Source organism: Streptomyces sp. NPDC093544, assembly GCF_040683495.1.
GTDB lineage: Bacteria > Actinomycetota > Actinomycetes > Streptomycetales > Streptomycetaceae > Streptomyces.
The window spans coordinates 143,859-162,344 of the sequence record NZ_JBFBEA010000002.1 but is presented as its reverse complement, the minus strand read 5'-3'; the positions used below and the strand labels follow the sequence as shown (position 1 = coordinate 162,344).

Here is an 18,486-nt window from a genome sequence, read left to right as displayed (position 1 = left end):
CCGCTCCTCGGCTCACCCCAGGGTGGCACGACGGCTCGGCGAAGCCAACGGGTCGTCACGAGTCGAAGACCGACTCCCCGGCGCCCGGCGCTACGCCGTAAGTCCGATCACGGCGGTAGGGCCCTCCGCGCGCAGCACCGCGCCTTCGCCGGTCAGCAGCGCGGCGTCGTACCGCCCGAGAGTCAGCCCGGCCACCTCGGTAGGGCCGTCGAGGGCGACGATCAGGGCGGGCGCGGCGGGGAGGGACAGCCGGCCGCGTACGACGGCGACCGTCGGGGGCCTACGGGCGGCGCTCCTGCGCCACATCACGTTGAGGTTCACGACCGGGCCGTCGAGCAGTCGGCAGTCGGTGGGGATGTCGCCGCGGAAGTCCTGCGGTACGTAAAGGGAGTTGACGAGCCGCCGCTCCCCGCCCACGGTCAGGTCCATGCCCGCGCCCTGGACGACGGTCAGGGTGCGGTCGACGTCGGGAAAGGGCGAGAACGGGCCGTCCGCGGCGACCTCGGCCAGGCTCACCCGCCACGCGAAGTCGCCCATGCCCGCGCCCTCCGGCGAGACGGCGATCTCCCGGGTCACCCCGCCCCCGTTCTTCCAGGGCACGGCGACCCGCTCTGCGGCGGGCAGCAGACGTGCGGTCACTGCACGATCCCCATCGCCCGCGCCGCCGCCAGCCACTGCGGGAACTCGCCGACGATCCGGTCGTACAACTCCGCGTCGGACACCTTCCGCGGATCCGAACCTGCGTGAAAGAAGCCAGCGTTGTCCACGGCCCGTTTCTGCGGCACCGCCAACTCGTCCAGCTTGCGCAGGAATTCGAACTGCCTGCTCCCCGGATCACCGAACCCTACGAACTGCCAGAACAGCGGAAGCTTCGCCGCCTTGCACAAGTACCGTTCCGCGGCGAGCTTGTTGATCGGTCCGCCGTCGGTCTGGAAGACGACGAGGGCGGGGTCCTTGGAGCCGCTGTCGAGGTAGTGGTCGATGACCGCGTCCATGGCCAGGTGGTAGCTGGTCCTGCCCATGTGCCCGAGCCCGGACACGATCTGCTCGATGCGCCCCCGGTGGTTGACGAGGGCGATGTCGGTGACCGCATCGACGTCGGTGGAGAAGAAGACGACAGGGACCGTTCCGTCGTCGTCCAGGTGCGCCGAGAGCCCCAGCACCCGGTCGGCGAGCGCCTGCACACTGCCGTCCTGGTAGTACGGCCTCATCGACCCCGAGTAGTCCACGACCATGTACACGGCGGCCCGTTGCCCGTTCAGCCCGTGCTTGGTGAGGGAGACACCGGCGCTCTTGTACAGACTGACCAGCGCGGGCGCGGCCTCCTCCACCCTGGTGAGGCTGATTCCGGCCATGCGGGGCTCCCATCGCGCGAGGGTTGCGGGAGGCCGAGATTACGTGACGGCAGGCACGGCAGCTCACTCCCCGGCACACACGGGCGTTCGCCGCCGGCCTTCTGTCCGCCGGCCTTCTGTCCAGCGGCCTCCTGTCCAGCGGTTCATACCGGACAGAGCCCCGCCGCTCCCTACGCTGGGCCCATGAAACGTGCAGGGTTCGTGCTGCTCGCGCTCTCCCCCTTCGTCGCCGCAGCGCTCTGCTTCTCGGCTCCCGGCCTCTCGGACCCGGGCGACGCCGCTCCCCCGCGGGCCGGCCGGTCGGACACGGACGGCGCCGGCCTCGACTCCCCCGACAAGAAGGAACTGGCCCAGAAGATCGTGGCGAGTGCCGAGAACTCCACACTGGACTGGCGCAGCGCGTACGCCTACGTCGAGGACATCGGCGACGGCCAGGGCTACACCGCGGGCATCATCGGCTTCTGCACCGGCACCCACGATCTGCTCGTCCTCGTCGAGCACTACACGAAGGACCACCCCGGCAACGGGCTCGCCCGCTACCTCCCCGCCCTGCGCGCGGTCGACGGCACGGACTCCCACAAGGGGCTGGACCCCGGCTTCCCGGCGGCCTGGAAGACGGAGTCCCGAGTTCCGGCCTTCCGCACGGCCCAGGACAGCGAACGGGACCGCATCTACTTCGACCCCGCAGTCCGGCTGGCCAAACTCGACGGCCTAGGCACGCTCGGCCAGTTCATCTACTACGACGCCATGGTCATGCACGGCCCCGGCACCGGTCCCACCGGCTTCTACGGCCTGCGCAACCGTGCCATGACCGAGGCCGACACCCCCGCGGAGGGCGGTTCGGAGAAGGCCTACCTCGACCTCTTCCTCGACATCCGCCGCACGGCCATGAAATCCAAGAACGCCCACCGCGACACCACCCGAATCGACACGGCCCAGCGCCGCTTCCTGAACGACGGAAACCTCGACCTGCACACACCGCTGGAGTGGCAGGTGTACGGGGAGACGTACCGAGTGCCCTAGGAGTGCCGCCCCCGGACGCACCACGGCGCCCACCACCGTCCGGTCGGGGACAAGGCAGGCGCCGCGTTCAGTTCCGTACGCCTTTGTACGGGACGTGTGTTGGGGTGGAGCTCAGACCATCAGTTCCGTACGCCTCTGTACGGGGACGTCTGTTGGGAGGGAACTCAGACCATCAGCGAGCGGTCCGTCGGGCGGATCGGGGCCGGGAGTTCGCTGACCCCCGTCAGGAAGCGGTCGACTCCGCGGGCGGCCGAGCGGCCCTCCGCGATCGCCCAGACGATGAGGGACTGGCCACGGCCCGCGTCACCGGCGACGTACACGCCGGGGACGTTCGTCGCGAAGTCGGCGTCGCGGGCGATGTTGCCGCGCGCGTCGAGCTCCAGGCCGAACTGGGAGACCAGGCCGTTCTCGACGTCCGTACCGGTGAAGCCCATCGCAAGGGTCACCAGCTGGGCGGGGATCTTGCGCTCCGTGCCCGGCTTCGGGGTCAGCTTGCCGTCGATGAACTCGACCTCTCCGAGGTGCAGCCACTGGACGTTGCCGTCCTCGTCGCCCTCGAAGTGGGTGGTGGAGACGGCGTAGACGCGCTCGCCGCCCTCCTCGTGCGCGGAGCTGACCTTGTAGAGCATCGGGAAGGTCGGCCAGGGCTGACCGGGGTGCCGCTCGTCGCCGGGCCGCGGCATGATCTCCAGCTGCGTGACCGAGGCCGCGCCCTGGCGGTGGGCGGTGCCCACGCAGTCCGCGCCCGTGTCGCCGCCGCCGATGACCACGACGTGCTTGCCCTCGGCCGTGATCGGGGGCGCCACAAAGTCGCCCTCCTGGACCTTGTTGGCGAGGGGCAGATACTCCATCGCCTGATGGACGCCCTTCAACTCCCGCCCGGGGACGGGGAGATCACGGGCGGTGGTGGCGCCGACGGCGATGACCACCGCGTCGTAGCGCTTGCGCAGCTTCGCCGCGTCGGTATCGCGGCCGATCTCCACACCCGTGCGGAACTTGGTGCCCTCCGCGCGCATCTGCTCGATACGCCGGTTGATGTGCCGCTTCTCCATCTTGAACTCGGGGATGCCGTACCGGAGAAGGCCGCCGACGCGGTCGGCGCGCTCGTACACGGCGACCGTGTGGCCCGCCCGCGTGAGCTGCTGGGCGGCGGCGAGACCGGCGGGGCCCGAGCCGATGACCGCGACCGTCTTGCCGGAGAGGCGCTCCGGGGCCTGGGGCGCGACGTCGCCGCTGTCCCACGCCTTGTCGATGATCGAGACCTCGACGTTCTTGATGGTCACGGCGGGCTGGTTGATGCCGAGCACACACGCCGACTCGCAGGGAGCGGGGCACAGGCGGCCGGTGAACTCCGGGAAGTTGTTCGTGGCGTGCAGGCGCTCGGAGGCGGCGGTCCAGTCCTCGCGGTAGGCGTAGTCGTTCCACTCGGGGATCAGGTTCCCCAGCGGACAGCCGCTGTGGCAGAACGGGATACCGCAGTCCATGCAGCGGCCGGCCTGCGTGGGGATGATCGGGAGCAGCGAGCCCGGGACGTAGACCTCGTTCCAGTCCCTGACGCGCTCGCCGACCGGACGGGTCCTGGCGACCTCGCGGCCGTGGTTCAAAAAGCCCTTGGGATCAGCCATTGGTCGCCGCCTCCATCATCTTCTCGGTGATCTCGGACTCGGGGAGTCCGGCTCGCTCGGCGGCGTCCTTGGCGGCGAGTACTGCCTTGTAAGTGCTGGGGATGATCTTGCTGAAGCGGTCGACCGACGCGGGCCACTCGGCGAGGAGCTTGCCCGCGACCGTCGAAGCCGTCTCCTCCGCGTGCCGGCGCACCACGTCGTGCAGCCATTGGGCGTCGGCGTCGTCGAGGGTCTCGACGGCCCCGGTGCTGCTGACGTTCACGTTGTCGGGGTTCAGGTCGAGGACGTACGCGATACCGCCGGACATGCCGGCCGCGAAGTTCCGTCCGGTCTCACCGAGCACGACCGCGTGCCCGCCGGTCATGTACTCGCAGCCGTGGTCGCCCACGCCCTCGGCCACGACCGTCGCGCCTGAGTTGCGGACGCAGAAGCGCTCGCCGGTGCGACCGCGCAGGAAGAGCTCGCCGCCCGTCGCGCCGTACGCGATGGTGTTGCCCGCGATCGTCGAGTACTCGGCGAGGTGGTCGGCGCCCCGGTCGGGGCGGACGATGACGCGTCCGCCGGAGAGGCCCTTGCCGACGTAGTCGTTGGCGTCGCCCTCCAGGCGCAGCGTGACGCCGCGCGGCAGGAAGGCGCCGAAGGACTGGCCCGCAGATCCGGTGAAGGTGATGTCGATGGTGTCGTCGGGAAGGCCCGCGCCGCCGAACTTCTTCGTCACCTCGTGGCCGAGCATGGTGCCGACCGTGCGATTGATGTTGCGGATGGCGACCTGGGCGCGGACCGGCTGGGCGTCGGTCGCGGAGTCCGCGGCCAGCGCGTCGGCGGCGAGCTTGATCAGCTCGTTGTCGAGCGCCTTCTCCAGGCCGTGGTCCTGCTGGATGACCTGGTGCAGCGGGGTGCCCTCGGGCAGCTCGGGCACGTAGAAGAGGGGGCTCAGGTCCAGGCCCTGCGCCTTCCAGTGGGTGATCGCCCGCTCCACGTCGAGGTTCTCGGCGTGGCCGACGGCCTCCTGGATGGTGCGGAAGCCCAGCTCGGCGAGGATCTCGCGGACCTCCTCGGCGATGAACCGGAAGAAGTTCACGATGTACTCGGCCTTGCCGGCGAAGCGCTCGCGGAGCACCGGGTTCTGCGTGGCGATGCCGACCGGGCAGGTGTCCAGGTGGCAGACGCGCATCATGACGCAGCCGGAGACGACGAGCGGCGCGGTCGCGAAACCGAACTCCTCGGCGCCGAGCAGCGCGGCGATGACGACGTCACGGCCGGTCTTCAGCTGCCCATCCGTCTGTACGACGATGCGGTCGCGCAGGCCGTTGAGCAGCAGGGTCTGCTGGGTCTCGGCGAGGCCCAGCTCCCAGGGACCGCCCGCGTGCTTCAGAGAAGTGAGGGGCGAGGCGCCCGTACCGCCGTCGTGGCCGGAGATGAGGACGACATCCGCGTGTGCCTTGGAGACACCCGCGGCGACCGTGCCGACGCCGACCTCGGAGACCAGCTTCACGTGGATGCGGGCCTGCGGGTTGGCGTTCTTGAGGTCGTGGATGAGCTGGGCCAGGTCCTCGATGGAGTAGATGTCGTGGTGCGGCGGCGGGGAGATGAGGCCCACGCCGGGGGTGCTGTGCCGGGTCTTGGCGACCCACGGGTACACCTTGTGGCCGGGCAGCTGGCCGCCCTCGCCGGGCTTGGCACCCTGCGCCATCTTGATCTGGATGTCGTCCGCGTTGACGAGGTATTCGCTCGTCACACCGAAGCGGCCGGACGCGACCTGCTTGATGCTGGAGCGGCGCGCCGGGTCGTACAGCCGGTCCGCGTCCTCGCCGCCCTCACCCGTGTTGGACTTGCCGCCCAGCTGGTTCATGGCGATGGCGAGGGTCTCGTGCGCCTCCTTGGAGATGGAGCCGTACGACATGGCGCCGGTGGAGAAGCGCTTGACGAGCTCCTCGACCGACTCGACCTCGTCGATGGAGATCGGCTCGCGGTCCGACTTGAAGCCGAAGAGTCCGCGGAGCGTCATCAGCCGCTCGGACTGCTCGTTCACGCGGTCCGTGTACTTCTTGAAGATGTCGTAGCGGGCGGTGCGCGTGGAGTGCTGGAGGCGGAAGACCGTCTCCGGGTCGAACAGGTGGGGCTCGCCCTCGCGGCGCCACTGGTACTCGCCGCCTATGTCGAGGGCGCGGTGCGCGGGCGCGATGCCGGAGGCCGGGTACGCCTTCGCGTGACGCGCCGCGACCTCCTTGGCGATGACGTCGAGACCGGCGCCGCCGATCTTCGTCGCCGTGCCGCTGAAGTATCTCTGGACGAAGGCCTGGTCCAGGCCGACGGCCTCGAAGACCTGGGCGCCGCGGTAGGAGGCGACGGTCGAGATGCCCATCTTGGACATGACCTTGAGGACGCCCTTGCCGAGCGCGTAGATCAGGTTGCGGATGGCCTGCTCGGCCTCGATGCCCCGGAGGAAGGTACCGGCACGGACGAGGTCCTCGACGGACTCCATCGCCAGGTACGGGTTGACGGCCGCGGCGCCGAAGCCGATGAGAAGGGCAACGTGGTGGACCTCGCGGACGTCGCCCGCCTCGACCAGCAGGCCCACCTGGGTGCGCTGCTTGGTGCGGATGAGGTGGTGGTGGACGGCCGCGGTGAGCAGCAGCGACGGGATCGGCGCGTGCTCGGCGTCGGAGTGCCGGTCCGAGAGGACGATCAGGCGGGCGCCGTTCTCGATGGCGGCGTCGGCCTCGACGCAGATCTCGTCGAGGCGGGCGGCGAGCGAGGCACCGCCGCCGCTGACGCGGTAGAGGCCGGACAGGGTCGCGGCCTTCATACCCGGCATGTCGCCGTCGGCGTTGATGTGGATGAGCTTGGCCAGCTCGTCGTTGTCGATCACCGGGAAGGGCAGCGTGACGCTGCGGCAGGACGCGGCGGTCGGCTCAAGGAGGTTGCTCGCGGGGCCGAGGGTGGAGCGCAGGGAGGTGACGAGCTCCTCGCGGATCGCGTCCAGCGGCGGGTTGGTGACCTGCGCGAACAGCTGCGTGAAGTAGTCGAACAGCAGCCGCGGGCGCTCGGACAGGGCGGCGATCGGCGAGTCCGTGCCCATGGAGCCGAGCGGCTCACCACCGGTGTTCGCCATCGGCGCGATGATGATGCGCAGCTCTTCCTCGGTGTAGCCGAAGGTCTGCTGGCGGCGGGTGACCGAGGCGTGGGTGTGCACGATGTGCTCGCGCTCGGGAAGGTCGGAGAGCTCGATCTCGCCGGCTTCCAGCCACTCCGCGTACGGCTTCTCGGCGATGAGACCGGCCTTGATCTCCTCGTCCTCGATGATGCGGTGCTCGGCGGTGTCGACGAGGAACATCTTGCCGGGCTGGAGGCGGCCCTTGCGGACGACCTTCGCGGGGTCGATGTCGAGGACGCCGACCTCGGAGCCGAGGACGACGAGGCCCTCGTCGGTGACCCAGTAGCGGCCGGGGCGCAGACCGTTGCGGTCCAGGACCGCGCCGACCTGGGTGCCGTCGGTGAAGGTGACGCAGGCCGGGCCGTCCCAGGGCTCCATCATCGTGGCGTGGAACTGGTAGAAGGCGCGGCGGGCCGGGTCCATGGAGGCGTGGTTCTCCCAGGCCTCCGGGATCATCATCAGCACGGAGTGCGGGAGGGACCGGCCGCCGAGGTGCAGGAGTTCGAGCACCTCGTCGAAGGAGGCGGAGTCGGACGCCTCGGGCGTACAGATCGGGAAGACGCGGTCGAGCTTGTCCTTGTCGCCGAAGAGGTCGGAGACGAGCTGGGACTCGCGGGCCGCCATCCAGTTGCGGTTGCCCTTGACCGTGTTGATCTCGCCGTTGTGCGCGACGAAGCGGTACGGGTGGGCGAGCGGCCAGCTCGGGAAGGTGTTCGTGGAGAACCGGGAGTGCACGAGCGCGATCGCGGAGGCGAAGCGGCGGTCGGACAGGTCCGGGAAGAAGGGCTCCAGCTGGCCGGTGGTCAGCATGCCCTTGTAGACGATGGTGCGGGCGGAGAGCGACGGGAAGTACACGTCGGCCTCGCGCTCGGCGCGCTTGCGCAGTACGAAGGCCTTGCGGTCGAGGTCAACGCCCGTTGAAGAGGCAGCGGATCCGCCGCCGGTCACGAAGACCTGCCGGAAGACGGGCATGGTCGAACGCGCGGTGGCGCCGAGCAGCTCGGGGGCGATCGGGACCTCGCGCCAGCCGAGGACGGTGAGGCCCTCGTCGGCGGCGATCGTCTCGATCCGTGAGACGGCGTCGGTGATGCCGTCCTCGGGCAGGAAGGCGATACCCACCGCGTACGCGCCGACCGCGGGCAGCTCGAACTCGGCCACCTCACGGAAGAAGGCGTCCGGCACCTGGGAGAGGATGCCCGCGCCGTCACCCGAGTCGGGTTCGGCGCCGGTGGCTCCTCGGTGCTCCAGGTTGCGCAGAACCGTGAGCGCCTGCTCGACCAGCGCGTGGCTCGCCTCACCGGTGAGGGTGGCCACGAAGCCGACGCCACAGGCGTCGTGCTCGTTGCGGGGGTCGTACATACCCTGCGCGGCAGGGCGAGCATCCATGAAGGACCACTTCTGGCCATTCGTGGAGTGCTGGGACGGCTGGCGCGGCGTACGCATCGGCTCTCCCGTCGTCGTCGTGGCATTTGCAGTGCCGAGGGACGACGTTGGCCCTCTGCTTTATGTGCGCAAAATTTCGTGCAGGTTACATGATGGGGCGGTTCTCGGGAACCGGATACTACGTTCCAACATGCGGACACCGGGGAGTCGCGGCGGGGGTACCGCGCGCGGCGGTGGAGTTTAAGGGGGTCTAACCGGACAGATCAGTGTCCGGCGACCCGGAGCGTGGCAGGCAACGTCACCCGCCACGGTGGTGCAGAGCAGGCTTCATTGCCCACAGCGCTTACGGCTCATGCCCAGTGGTTAAGCGTTCGAAACCGCCGGGTAACGACTAGTTATGCAGTCGGCTGCATAGGCGCCCAACTGGTCATCCTACGGCCGCACCGAACAAACCGCCCAGGGCGTACGTCACACCCGCCGCCGCACCACCGAGAGCGAGCTGCCGCAGCCCGCTGTACCACCAGGTTCGCGCGGTCACCCTGGCCACGACCGCGCCGCACCCGAAGAGCCCGATCAGCGCGAGCAGCAGCGCGGGCCACAGAGCGGTCGCACCGAGCAGGAACGGCAGTACGGGGAGCAGGGCACCCAGCGCGAAGGAGCCGAAGCTCGACACCGCGGCGACGGTCGGGGACGGCAGGTCACCCGGATCGATGCCCAGCTCTTCGCGGGCGTGTATCTCCAGGGCCTGCTCGGGGTCGCGGGACAACTGCCGGGCGACCTCGCGCGCCAGTGAGGCCTCGACACCGCGAGTCTCGTACAGCTCGGCGAGCTCCCGCTCCTCGTCCTTCGGGTGCTTCCTCAACTCCCGTCGCTCTACGTCGAGTTCGGCCTCGACCAGTTCGCGCTGCGAGGCGACGGAGGTGTACTCGCCGGCCGCCATGGAGAAGGCGCCGGCCGCGAGACCCGCGAGCCCGGTGATGACGATCGTCTGATGCGACACGGCTCCACCCGCGACGCCGGTCATGAGTGCCAGGTTGGAGACCAGACCGTCCATCGCGCCGAACACCGCGGGGCGCAGCCAGCCACCACTGACGTCCCGGTGGGTGTGGTTGTCGCGGTGCGCCTCGTGCAGCGTCGCTTCGGTGTCGATGATGGCCATGCGGGTCCCCCAGGGGTGCTCTTCTTGGACTGGTTCTACTTTTTGACAACCCCAAAAGTACGCCGATAATTTCGCGCCCGCCAGCAAGGAAAGGCTGCGCTTACCTGCACGTTTACGGTTCTTCGCTCATCCGTGCCAGGTGATGATCAGATGTCGACCGGGTGATGCTGAGGTGCGCGAGGCTCTGGTGAACCGCGGAGGTGGGACAGATCCGCAAAGGGTTCCGCGCAGGTCTCCCAGGCTTCCGCGCGTCGACTCGTCGCGAACGGCGGCGATGGAGCCCTGAGAGGAGAAGCACCGTATGGCTTCCATCGCCTGCATTCCCTCGGCCCCGGCCTCCGGAGACTCCGCCGGACTCCGCGAACGGGCGCGTGGCGCGCTGCTCGGCCTCGCCGTCGGAGACGCGCTCGGCGCACCCGCCGAGAACATGAAACCGTCCGAGATCCGCGCGAAGTGGGGCCGGATCACGGGGTACGTCGCCGAGCACCCGGCCGGGACCGACGACACCGAGTACGCGATCTTCTCCGGCCTGCTGCTGGCCCGGCACGGCTCGGCGCTCACCGTGTCCCACGTCGAGGCGGCCTGGCACCAGTGGATCGCGGACCGGGACGAGGGCCCGTTCCGGGGCGCCGGCTTCAGCGAACGCGGCACCCTGGAGAACCTCCGCCGCGGCCTCGCCGCACCGATCTCCGCCCAGCACCGGCACGCCTGGAGCGACGGGCTCGCGATGCGCGCCGCCCCCTTCGGCGTCTTCGCCGCGGGCCGCCCCGCCGAAGCGGCCCGCCTGGTGGCGATCGACGGATCGGTGAGCCACGAGGGGGAAGGCATCTACGGCGGCCAGGCGGTCGCCGCGGGCGTCGCGGCGGCCATGGCGGGCGCCCCGACCATCGCCGTCGTCGCCTCCGCCCTTGCCGTCATCCCGGACGACTCCTGGACCGCCCGCTCCCTGCGCCGCGCGGTCGCCGTCGCCCACCGCGGCGAACGCGCGGTCCGCTCGGCGGTCGTCATCGGCGGCTACCCGTGGACCGACCTCGCCCCCGAGGCCGTCGCCCTCGCCTTCGGCGCCTACGCGGCCGCCGACGGCGACTTCACCGAGTCCGTCCTCACCGCCGTGAACATGGGCCGCGACGCGGACACCACAGCCGCGGTCGCGGGCGCACTCGCCGGGGCGACCCGCGGCGCCTCATCGATCCCGGCCGCCTGGGCTGCGGCGATCGGCCCCGCCCTGGGCAGCTGCCTCCCCTCCATGGCCGGCCACCACGTGCTGGACGTGGCGGAACTGCTGACGCCGGGGGATGACCGGAAGTGGGGGGTAGGGGGACGCGTACGGGATGCGGGCGGGCTCGTACGGGGCTGGGACGGGCCTGTAGGGCCCGCGCGAGAGGGGTTCGAGCGCGTACGAGAGGGAGGCCGGCCCGTACCAGGGGCTGGGTCCGTACGAGACCGGCGCGAGCTCGCGCGGGACGCGGGCCCGGATGGCACGTGGCCGAGCCCGGACCCGGACGTGTTCGTCCTGGCCGCCGACGAGAACGAGGTGCAGCGGTGAGCCCCGGCCTGGTGGGAGACGAACCGGGCGAGGGCTCGGCCTCGTCGGCGGACTCGGCCCCCTCGGCGAACCCCGCCCTCACGGCGGACACCGCCACCTCCACAGATCCCACCCTCACGACAGATCCCACCCTCGCCGCGGATCCCGCCCACCCGGCAGAGACCATCCTCACCCTGGACAGCGCCCGCCCGGCGGTTTCCGCCTTCTCCACGTACACCGCCGGTCCGACGGGCTCGGCCCTCACGGCAAGTCCCGTCCCCGGCGCTGCGAAAGATGCCGCCCCCTCGGTGCGCCCCCGTCGCATCGAAGGTCTCCTCCTCGGCCTCGCCGCGGGCGACGCCGCGGGCTGGCCCGCCGCCCGGCATCGTGCCGCCCGGATGCCCGAGTGGACGCGGCGCCTGACGCGGGAGCTAGACACGTTCGCGGAGCAGAACGCGACGACGACGCTGCCCGTGCCGATCGCGCTGAACCAGCCACCGGAGCCCCTGCGGCTCGGCCCTTCGGACGACGCGGAGTGGGCGGCGTTCGCGGCGGAGGCCGTACTGCGGGCCGGGGACTCGATCGCGCTCGGAGACCTGAGCCGGGAGCGGCGTATGCGCGCGTCCATCGACCTGTCGTGGAACGCCATCGCCAGCGAGGTCGCCGCGGCGGCCGAACGCGCCCCCGAGGTCGAATCGGCCCTGCTCCCCCTCCGCGCCCGGATCTCGGTGCGGGCCGGACTCGGCAACCTCGCCGCCGGCCTGCGCCCGCCCGCCACCGGCCACGACAACCCCCACTACTTCGACGACGCGGCCTGCGTACGGGCCTGCGTGCTCGCCGTGGCCCACCCGGGCGACCCCCGACTCGCCGCGGAACTCGCCGAGTTCGACGCCCGCTACACCCAGGACGGCGACGGCGTGCACGGCGCCCGCGCGATGGCCGCCGCGATCTCGCTCGCCCTCGTCGGAGCCGACGTCGACGCCTGCGCGGACGCGGCCCTCGCCGAACTCCCCGAGTCGACGGAGATCGGCCGCAACGCCCGGCACGCGCTGCGGCTCGCCCGGGACAGCGAGGGCACGTTCGCCCTGGTCCCTCTACTGGAACATCAGATCGTCGACCACGTGTACAGCTACGGCATCGCGGCGGCGGAAACCGTCCCCGTCGCCCTGGCCCTCGCCACCGCCGCGCGCGGCCGGATCGCCGAGGCGGTGCCCGCCGCCGCGTGCCTGTCCCGTGTCGCCGACTCGGCCCCCGCCCTCGCGGGCGCGCTGACCGGCGCGCTCGCCGGCGGCGCCGCGATCCCGCCCTCCTGGCGCGACGCCTGCCGCACCCTCTCCGGCTGCGCCCTGCCCCGTCTGACCGGCACGGACCTCATCGGACTCGCCGATCTCCTCGAAGCGATGGAACTGGCGACGCCAGAGGGATGATTCGGGCATGACGCCCAAAGGAGCAGCAAGTCTGGAAGAGCGGATCACCGGAAGCCTCGTCGGGGCCGCCGTGGGCGACGCCCTCGGCGGCCCCGTCGAGGGCTACACCCCCGAGCAGATCGTGGAACGCCACGGCGGCCGGGTGCACGGCATCGTCGGCCCCTGGAACGGCGACGCCTGGCGCACCGCCCGCCCCATCGCCCCGTACCACAAGGGCGACGGGCACGTCACCGACGACACCTTGATGACCCACGCGCTGGTACGCGTGTACGCCACCGTCCGCGACCACCTCGACGCGTACGCCATCGCCGAGCACCTGGTCCCCGACCTCATGGGCAACCCGCGCTGGATCCCCGAGCTGGAGGCCGAGGCCCTTCCCCTCCAGCGGATCTTCCTCGCGGAGAAGTGGCTGGTGGCCCGCCTCCACTACGGTCACATCGACCCCCGGGAGGCGGGCACCGGCAACATCGTCAACTGCGGCGCCGCGATGTACATGGCCCCGGTCGGCCTGGTCAACGCCGCCAACCCGGCGGCGGCGTACGCCGAGGCACTCGACATCGCGGGCGCCCATCAGTCGTCGTACGGCCGTGAGGCCGCCGGCGTCTTCGCGGCGGCGGTGGCGGCGGCCTGCGTGCCCGGGGCCACCCCCGCCTCCGTGATCGACACCTGCCTGGCCCTGGCGAAGGACGGCACCCGCGCCGCCATCGAGGCGGTCTGCGAAGTCGCCGCCCGCCACACGAACTTCGAGTCGGCCCTTGGCCCGCTGCGCGAGGCGGTGACCCCGTACGACACGGTGGGCCCCGACTACCGGTCCCCCTCCCTCGGCGCCCGCCGCCCCTCCCGGCTGCACGCGATCGAGGAACTCCCCATCGCCCTCGGCATGTTGGTCATCTCCGGCGGCGACTACAGCCACGCGGTCCTCGGCTCCGTGAACTACGGCCGCGACTGCGACTCCATCGCCACCATGTCCGGCGCCCTCGCCGGCGCCCTCGGCTCGGAGATCCCCCGCGACTGGGCCAAGACGGTCGCGGAGTCGAGCCGCCTCGACCTCGACGCGCCCGCGAAGGCGCTCACGGAGGTCACCCAGGAGATCTTCGAACGGGACGTACAGCGCCGACGCACACACGAGACGGCGTACGCCGCACTGGCCGGCCCACGATGACCGACCTCCGCCTGACCTGGGTCCAGCCCGAAGACCTCCTCGGCCACGAACTCGCCCAGGCAACCCAGGACGGCCGAGACCCGTCGACCATCGCGGCACGCTGGCGAACGGCGGGGGGTGCGGAGACACCGTCTCGCGCGGGCGCGTCCCCAACCCCGGCGCCCCCGCACCTCCGGACACTGGCAGAAGACCTCCTGGACGAACTAGCAGACCTACCAAGCAAGTTGGCACACCAGGAACCCACAGTCCTGGACCAGATCAAGGCCCACTGCCCAAACTGGCCCTCGCGAACTGCGGACCCGCAGGCGCCGGGTGCCGCCCCAGCCAACCTCGCTGTGGGCATGCGTGCCGCCAGGGGCTGCAACCCACCCACGACGGCACCGCAGGAGCCGGATGCCGCCCCAGCCAACCTCGCTGTGGGCATGCGTGCCGCCAGGGGCGGCACGGGTGGGCACAGCGGCACCCTGCAAGCGCAGGCAAGCGCACCCACCCCAACCTCAGCCCCCACCCAGGCCCACCTGGAAGCCGCCTGGCTCGGAAGGGCGGTCGGCTGCCTGCTAGGCAAACCCGTAGAAAAGCTCCCCCTACATGGGATCAGAGATCTCGCCCGAGCCACAGGCAACTGGCCCCTCCACACCTGGTTCACCGCAAAAGGCGTCCCCGCGGAACTCACCCACACCTACCCGTGGAACAAGCGCTCCGCGCCAACCTCCCTCGCCGAGAACATCGACGGCATGCCGGAGGACGACGACCTCAACTACCCCCTCCTGAACACCCTGTTGCTCCAACGCCACGGCAGGGATTTCACCACCACCGACGTCGCCCGGCTCTGGCTGGACGAACTCCCCGCAGGCCGCACGTTCACCGCGGAACGCATCGCCTACCGCAACCTCCTCACCGGCATCGAACCCCCACAGACGGCCCACCACCGCAACCCGTTCCGCGAATGGATCGGCGCCCTGATCCGCGCGGACGTCCACGGCTGGACGAACCCGGGCGACCCGGCGGCCGCCGCGGAACAGGCCCACCGTGACGCCACCCTCACCCACACGGCGAACGGCGTCTACGCGGCGATGTTCACGGCGGCCACCATCGCCGAGGCGGCCACCGCAACCAGCGACATCCACACCTGCCTCCGTACCGGACTCACCGTCGTACCCCCCACCTCCCGCCTGGCGAAGGCGATCCGCCGGGCAATCCAACTCGCCGGAAAACACGACGACTTCGACGTGGTCGTGGACGAACTCCACACCGCCCACCGCGCCTACCACTGGGTCCACGCCATCCCCAACACCGCCTTGATCGCCGCCGCACTCACCCACGCGAACGGCGACTTCTCCGGCTCCATCTGCCGCGCGGTGTCGGGCGGCTGGGACACGGACTCGAACGGCGCGACGGCGGGCAGCATCGCGGGCCTGCTCGCGGGAGACCCCGCCGCCCTCCCCGACCGCTGGACCAGCCCCCTCAAGAACCGCCTGGCCACCTCGATCGCCGACTTCAACGGCACCGGCTTCGACACCCTCGCCCAGCTGACCCACCAGCTCACCCGCCGGGAGGCACCCCGCCCATGACCCATATCGCCGTACTCGGCAGCACGAACATGGACCTCGTCGCGTACGTCGCCAAGGCCCCGCAGCGCGGAGAGACCGTGACGGGCCGGGAGTTCCGTACGATCCCCGGCGGCAAGGGCGCCAACCAGGCGGTGGCCGCGGTGCGCGCGGGTGCCGACGTCTCGTTGATCGGCGCGGTGGGCGTGGACGCCTTCGGCAGCCAACTCCGTTCCACGCTGGAGCACTCGGGCGTGAACACCGATCATCTGCGCACCACCGAGGGCCCGTCCGGCACGGCGCACATCGTCGTCGACGACGAGGGCGGCAACGCGATCGTCGTCATCCCCGGGGCGAACGGCACCGTCACCGACCTCGCCCCCGGCGACGAGGGCCTCCTCGCCACCGCCGACGGGCTGCTGCTCCAGCTCGAAATCCCGCTGTCCGCCGTGCTCGCGGGCGCCGAAGCCGCGCGCAGCCACGGCGTACGGACCATCCTGACCCCGTCCCCCGTCCAGCCGCTGCCACCCGAACTCCTCGCCACCATCGACCTGTTGGTGCCCAACGAGCACGAGGCCGCCGCGCTCACCGGCGTCACCGACCCCCGCCGGGCAGCCGCCGCGCTGCTCGACCAGGTCCCGGAGGTCGTCATCACCCTGGGTTCGGCGGGCAGCCTGTACGCGGCCCGGGGCGCCGAACCGCTGACCGTGCACGCACCCCGGGTGACCGCCGTGGACACGACCGGTGCGGGCGACACCTTCGTCGGCACCCTCGCGGTGGCACTCGCCGAGGGCCGGGAGATGCCGGAGGCTCTGCGCTGGGCGTCGGCGGCCGCCGCGCTGTCGGTGCAGCGGATCGGGGCGACGTCGTCGATGCCCTACCGTGCCGAGATCGACACCCAGGCCTCGCACACCCTGCGGTCCACCTCATGAGCGCGCACCCGGGGCAGGCACCCCTCACCGGCCTGCGCGTCCTCGACCTCGCCACCCTCTTCGCCGGCCCGCTCGCCGCCACGATGCTCGGGGACTTCGGCGCGGAGGTCATCAAGATCGAGCATCCGGTCAAGCCCGACCCGTCCCGGGGCCACGGCCCGTCCAAGGACGGCGTCGGCCTCTGGTGGAAGCTCCTCGGCCGCAACAAACGCACGATCACCCTCGACCTGTCGAAGCCGGGCGGCCGCGAGACCCTCCTCCGCCTCGCCGCCACCGCCGATGTGATCATCGAGAACTTCCGTCCCGGCACGCTGGAGAAGTGGGAGCTCGGCTGGGAGGAACTCTCGGCCGCGAACCCCCGCCTCGTCCTCGCCCGGGTCACCGGCTTCGGCCAGTTCGGCCCGTACGCGCACCGCCCCGGCTTCGGCACCCTCGCGGAGGCGATGAGCGGCTTCGCGGCGATCACCGGCGAGCCGGACGCCCCGCCGACCCTGCCGCCCTTCGGCCTCGCCGACTCGATCGCGGGCCTCGCGACGGCGTACGCCGTGATGACCGCGCTGACGGCCCGCGAACGCACCGGCGAGGGCCAGGTCATCGACATGGCGATCATCGAACCGATCCTGACCGTCCTTGGCCCACAGCCGCTCTGGTACGACCAGTTGGGCCACGTCCAGCCCCGCACCGGCAACCGCTCCGCGAACAACGCGCCCCGCAACACCTACCGCACGGCGGACGGTTCCTGGGTCGCTGTCTCCACCTCCGCGCAGTCGATCGCGGAGCGCCTGATGCGGTTGGTCGGCCGCCCGGAGCTGATCGACGAGCCGTGGTTCGGCAGCGGCGCGGACCGCGCCCGCCACGCGGACGTCCTGGACGAGGCGGTCGGCGCGTGGATCGCCGACCGCACCCGCGCCGAAGTCCTGGAGGCCTTCGAGAAGGCCGAGGCGGCGGTGGCTCCCATCCAGGACGTACGGGACGTGATGACGGACCCCCAGTACCAGGCCCTGGACACCATCACCACCGTCGACGACCCCGAACTGGGCCCCCTCCGCATGCAGAACGTCCTCTTCCGCCTCTCCTCCACCCCCGGCGCGATCCACTGGGCGGGCCGCCCGCACGGCGCGGACACGGACACGGTCCTCACCGAACTCGGCCTGACGGACCGGGAGATCGACGCCCTGCGCTCGGAGGGCGCGCTATGACCGTGCACCCCCTTCCCCTCACTTGGCTGTACGTTCCCGGGGACCGCCCGGAGGTCGTCGCCAAGGCGCTGGTGTCTGGCTCGGACGTCGTGCTCGTCGACCTGGAGGACGCAGTCGCCCCGGACCGCAAGGAGTACGCCCGCGCGGCCACCGCGGAACTCCTCTCCGAGTTCCAGCCGGTCCCGGTCCACGTCCGCGTGAACGCCCTGGACAGCCCCCACGCGCAGGCCGACCTCAAGACCCTCTCCCCGCTGCCCGGCCTGTCAGGACTCCGGCTGCCCAAGGTGACCTCGCCCGCCGAGGTCGTCAGGGTCGCGGAGGACGCACCCTCCTGCGGCGGCGGCGCGATCCCGCTGTACGCCCTCCTGGAAACGGCTCTCGGCGTGGAACAGGCCTTCGCCATCGCCGCCTCCCACCACGCTCTGCGCGGCATCGCGCTCGGCGAGGCCGACCTACGGGCGGACCTGGGCGTACGGGGTGACGCGGGCCTGGACTGGTCCCGCGCCCGCGTGGTCGTGGCCGCCCGCGCCGCCGGCCTGACCCCGCCCGCCCAGTCCGTCTACCCCGACATCCGCGACCTCGAAGGCCTCGCCGCCTCCTGCGCCCACGGCCGCACCCTCGGCTTTCTCGGCCGCACGGCGATCCACCCCCGCCAGCTCCCGGTCATCGAGCGGGCCTACCTCCCGACCCCGGAGGAGATCGAAACCGCCGAGACCATCCTCAAGGCAGCCGCCACCGACCCCGGCGCCCAGGCCCTCCCCGACGGCAGCTTCATCGACCCGGCGGTGGTGGCAGGCGCCCACCGAACCCTCGCCCTGGCACGCCGCCAGGGCTGACGCCGTTCCGGCACCCCAAGATTCCTGCTCCGCCCGGTTCTCTGCTCCGCAGGAGAAGAGGTAGCCGCCGTCCGGGGCGGGTACCTCCTCTCCGCCGCGACGGCGAGCACCCCCACGGCGTGTTCCGGTGGTGCCAAGCCCGGCGGAACCCATCGC

At 71.3% G+C, this 18,486-nt stretch carries 13 protein-coding genes; 8 read left to right on the top strand and 5 right to left on the bottom strand.

Going from position 1 to position 18,486, the window contains the following annotated elements:
• Positions 1-90: 90 nt before the first annotated feature.
• On the bottom strand, positions 91-639 hold the full coding sequence (locus AB0N66_RS03040; protein WP_365427726.1) for a HutD family protein: 549 nt from the start codon (positions 637-639) through the stop codon (positions 91-93).
• Positions 636-1,355 carry a VWA domain-containing protein gene (locus tag AB0N66_RS03035; RefSeq protein ID WP_365427723.1) on the bottom strand — a complete coding sequence of 240 codons (720 nt, stop codon included), beginning with the start codon at positions 1,353-1,355 and terminating at the stop codon, positions 636-638. The genes AB0N66_RS03040 and AB0N66_RS03035 overlap by 4 nt, the downstream gene beginning before the upstream one ends.
• Positions 1,356-1,538: 183 nt before the next feature.
• Here AB0N66_RS03035 and AB0N66_RS03030 point away from each other — a divergent pair, with 183 nt between their 5' ends.
• Positions 1,539-2,378 carry a chitosanase gene (locus tag AB0N66_RS03030; RefSeq protein ID WP_365427720.1) on the top strand — a complete coding sequence of 280 codons (840 nt, stop codon included), beginning with the start codon at positions 1,539-1,541 and terminating at the stop codon, positions 2,376-2,378.
• 164 nt (positions 2,379-2,542) lie between these two features.
• Here AB0N66_RS03030 and AB0N66_RS03025 read toward each other — a convergent pair whose 3' ends face one another.
• From AB0N66_RS03025 to AB0N66_RS03015, 3 genes are all read right to left on the bottom strand, one after another.
• The gene (locus tag AB0N66_RS03025; RefSeq protein WP_365427717.1) at positions 2,543-4,003 is read right to left on the bottom strand and encodes a glutamate synthase subunit beta; all 1,461 of its coding nucleotides are present in this window, start codon (positions 4,001-4,003) and stop codon (positions 2,543-2,545) included.
• Entirely contained in the window at positions 3,996-8,603 is a 4,608-nt protein-coding gene (gene gltB, locus AB0N66_RS03020; RefSeq protein ID WP_365427715.1) for a glutamate synthase large subunit, read from the bottom strand. The genes AB0N66_RS03025 and gltB overlap by 8 nt, the downstream gene beginning before the upstream one ends.
• Positions 8,604-8,970: 367 nt before the next feature.
• On the bottom strand, positions 8,971-9,702 hold the full coding sequence (locus tag AB0N66_RS03015; RefSeq protein ID WP_365427712.1) for a VIT1/CCC1 transporter family protein: 732 nt from the start codon (positions 9,700-9,702) through the stop codon (positions 8,971-8,973).
• Between the two features lie 301 nt (positions 9,703-10,003).
• On the opposite strand from AB0N66_RS03015, the gene AB0N66_RS03010 reads away from it, so the two are divergent.
• The 7 genes from AB0N66_RS03010 to AB0N66_RS02980 are packed head-to-tail and all read left to right on the top strand — an operon-like array spanning position 10,004 to position 18,330.
• The gene (locus AB0N66_RS03010; protein ID WP_365427709.1) at positions 10,004-11,248 is read left to right on the top strand and encodes an ADP-ribosylglycohydrolase family protein; all 1,245 of its coding nucleotides are present in this window, start codon (positions 10,004-10,006) and stop codon (positions 11,246-11,248) included.
• A complete protein-coding gene (locus AB0N66_RS03005) occupies positions 11,245-12,654 on the top strand; it encodes an ADP-ribosylglycohydrolase family protein (RefSeq protein WP_365427706.1) in 1,410 nt (469 codons plus the stop codon). The genes AB0N66_RS03010 and AB0N66_RS03005 overlap by 4 nt, the downstream gene beginning before the upstream one ends.
• Before the next feature lie 7 nt (positions 12,655-12,661).
• Positions 12,662-13,816, top strand: coding sequence for an ADP-ribosylglycohydrolase family protein (locus AB0N66_RS03000; protein WP_365427703.1), 1,155 nt, complete (start codon positions 12,662-12,664; stop codon positions 13,814-13,816).
• A complete protein-coding gene (locus AB0N66_RS02995) occupies positions 13,813-15,387 on the top strand; it encodes an ADP-ribosylglycohydrolase family protein (protein WP_365427700.1) in 1,575 nt (524 codons plus the stop codon). Before AB0N66_RS03000 ends, AB0N66_RS02995 begins: the two co-directional genes overlap by 4 nt.
• Entirely contained in the window at positions 15,384-16,295 is a 912-nt protein-coding gene (gene rbsK / locus AB0N66_RS02990; protein ID WP_365427697.1) for a ribokinase, read from the top strand. The genes AB0N66_RS02995 and rbsK overlap by 4 nt, the downstream gene beginning before the upstream one ends.
• Entirely contained in the window at positions 16,292-17,494 is a 1,203-nt protein-coding gene (locus AB0N66_RS02985; protein ID WP_365427694.1) for a CoA transferase, read from the top strand. The genes rbsK and AB0N66_RS02985 overlap by 4 nt, the downstream gene beginning before the upstream one ends.
• On the top strand, positions 17,491-18,330 hold the full coding sequence (locus AB0N66_RS02980; protein ID WP_365427691.1) for a CoA ester lyase: 840 nt from the start codon (positions 17,491-17,493) through the stop codon (positions 18,328-18,330). The genes AB0N66_RS02985 and AB0N66_RS02980 overlap by 4 nt, the downstream gene beginning before the upstream one ends.
• Positions 18,331-18,486: the final 156 nt, after the last annotated feature.

Excerpts from the sequence above, each read along its gene's own strand:
- AB0N66_RS03035 (WP_365427723.1), bottom strand. The coding sequence starts at position 1,355 with ATGGCCGGAATCAGCCTCACCAGGGTGGAGGAGGCCGCGCCCGCGCTG.
- AB0N66_RS03030 (WP_365427720.1), top strand. The coding sequence starts at position 1,539 with ATGAAACGTGCAGGGTTCGTGCTGCTCGCGCTCTCCCCCTTCGTCGCC.
- AB0N66_RS03025 (WP_365427717.1), bottom strand. The coding sequence starts at position 4,003 with ATGGCTGATCCCAAGGGCTTTTTGAACCACGGCCGCGAGGTCGCCAGG.
- gltB (WP_365427715.1), bottom strand. The coding sequence starts at position 8,603 with ATGCGTACGCCGCGCCAGCCGTCCCAGCACTCCACGAATGGCCAGAAG.
- AB0N66_RS03015 (WP_365427712.1), bottom strand. The coding sequence starts at position 9,702 with ATGGCCATCATCGACACCGAAGCGACGCTGCACGAGGCGCACCGCGAC.
- AB0N66_RS03010 (WP_365427709.1), top strand. The coding sequence starts at position 10,004 with ATGGCTTCCATCGCCTGCATTCCCTCGGCCCCGGCCTCCGGAGACTCC.
- AB0N66_RS03000 (WP_365427703.1), top strand. The coding sequence starts at position 12,662 with ATGACGCCCAAAGGAGCAGCAAGTCTGGAAGAGCGGATCACCGGAAGC.
- AB0N66_RS02995 (WP_365427700.1), top strand. The coding sequence starts at position 13,813 with ATGACCGACCTCCGCCTGACCTGGGTCCAGCCCGAAGACCTCCTCGGC.
- rbsK (WP_365427697.1), top strand. The coding sequence starts at position 15,384 with ATGACCCATATCGCCGTACTCGGCAGCACGAACATGGACCTCGTCGCG.
- AB0N66_RS02985 (WP_365427694.1), top strand. The coding sequence starts at position 16,292 with ATGAGCGCGCACCCGGGGCAGGCACCCCTCACCGGCCTGCGCGTCCTC.
- AB0N66_RS02980 (WP_365427691.1), top strand. The coding sequence starts at position 17,491 with ATGACCGTGCACCCCCTTCCCCTCACTTGGCTGTACGTTCCCGGGGAC.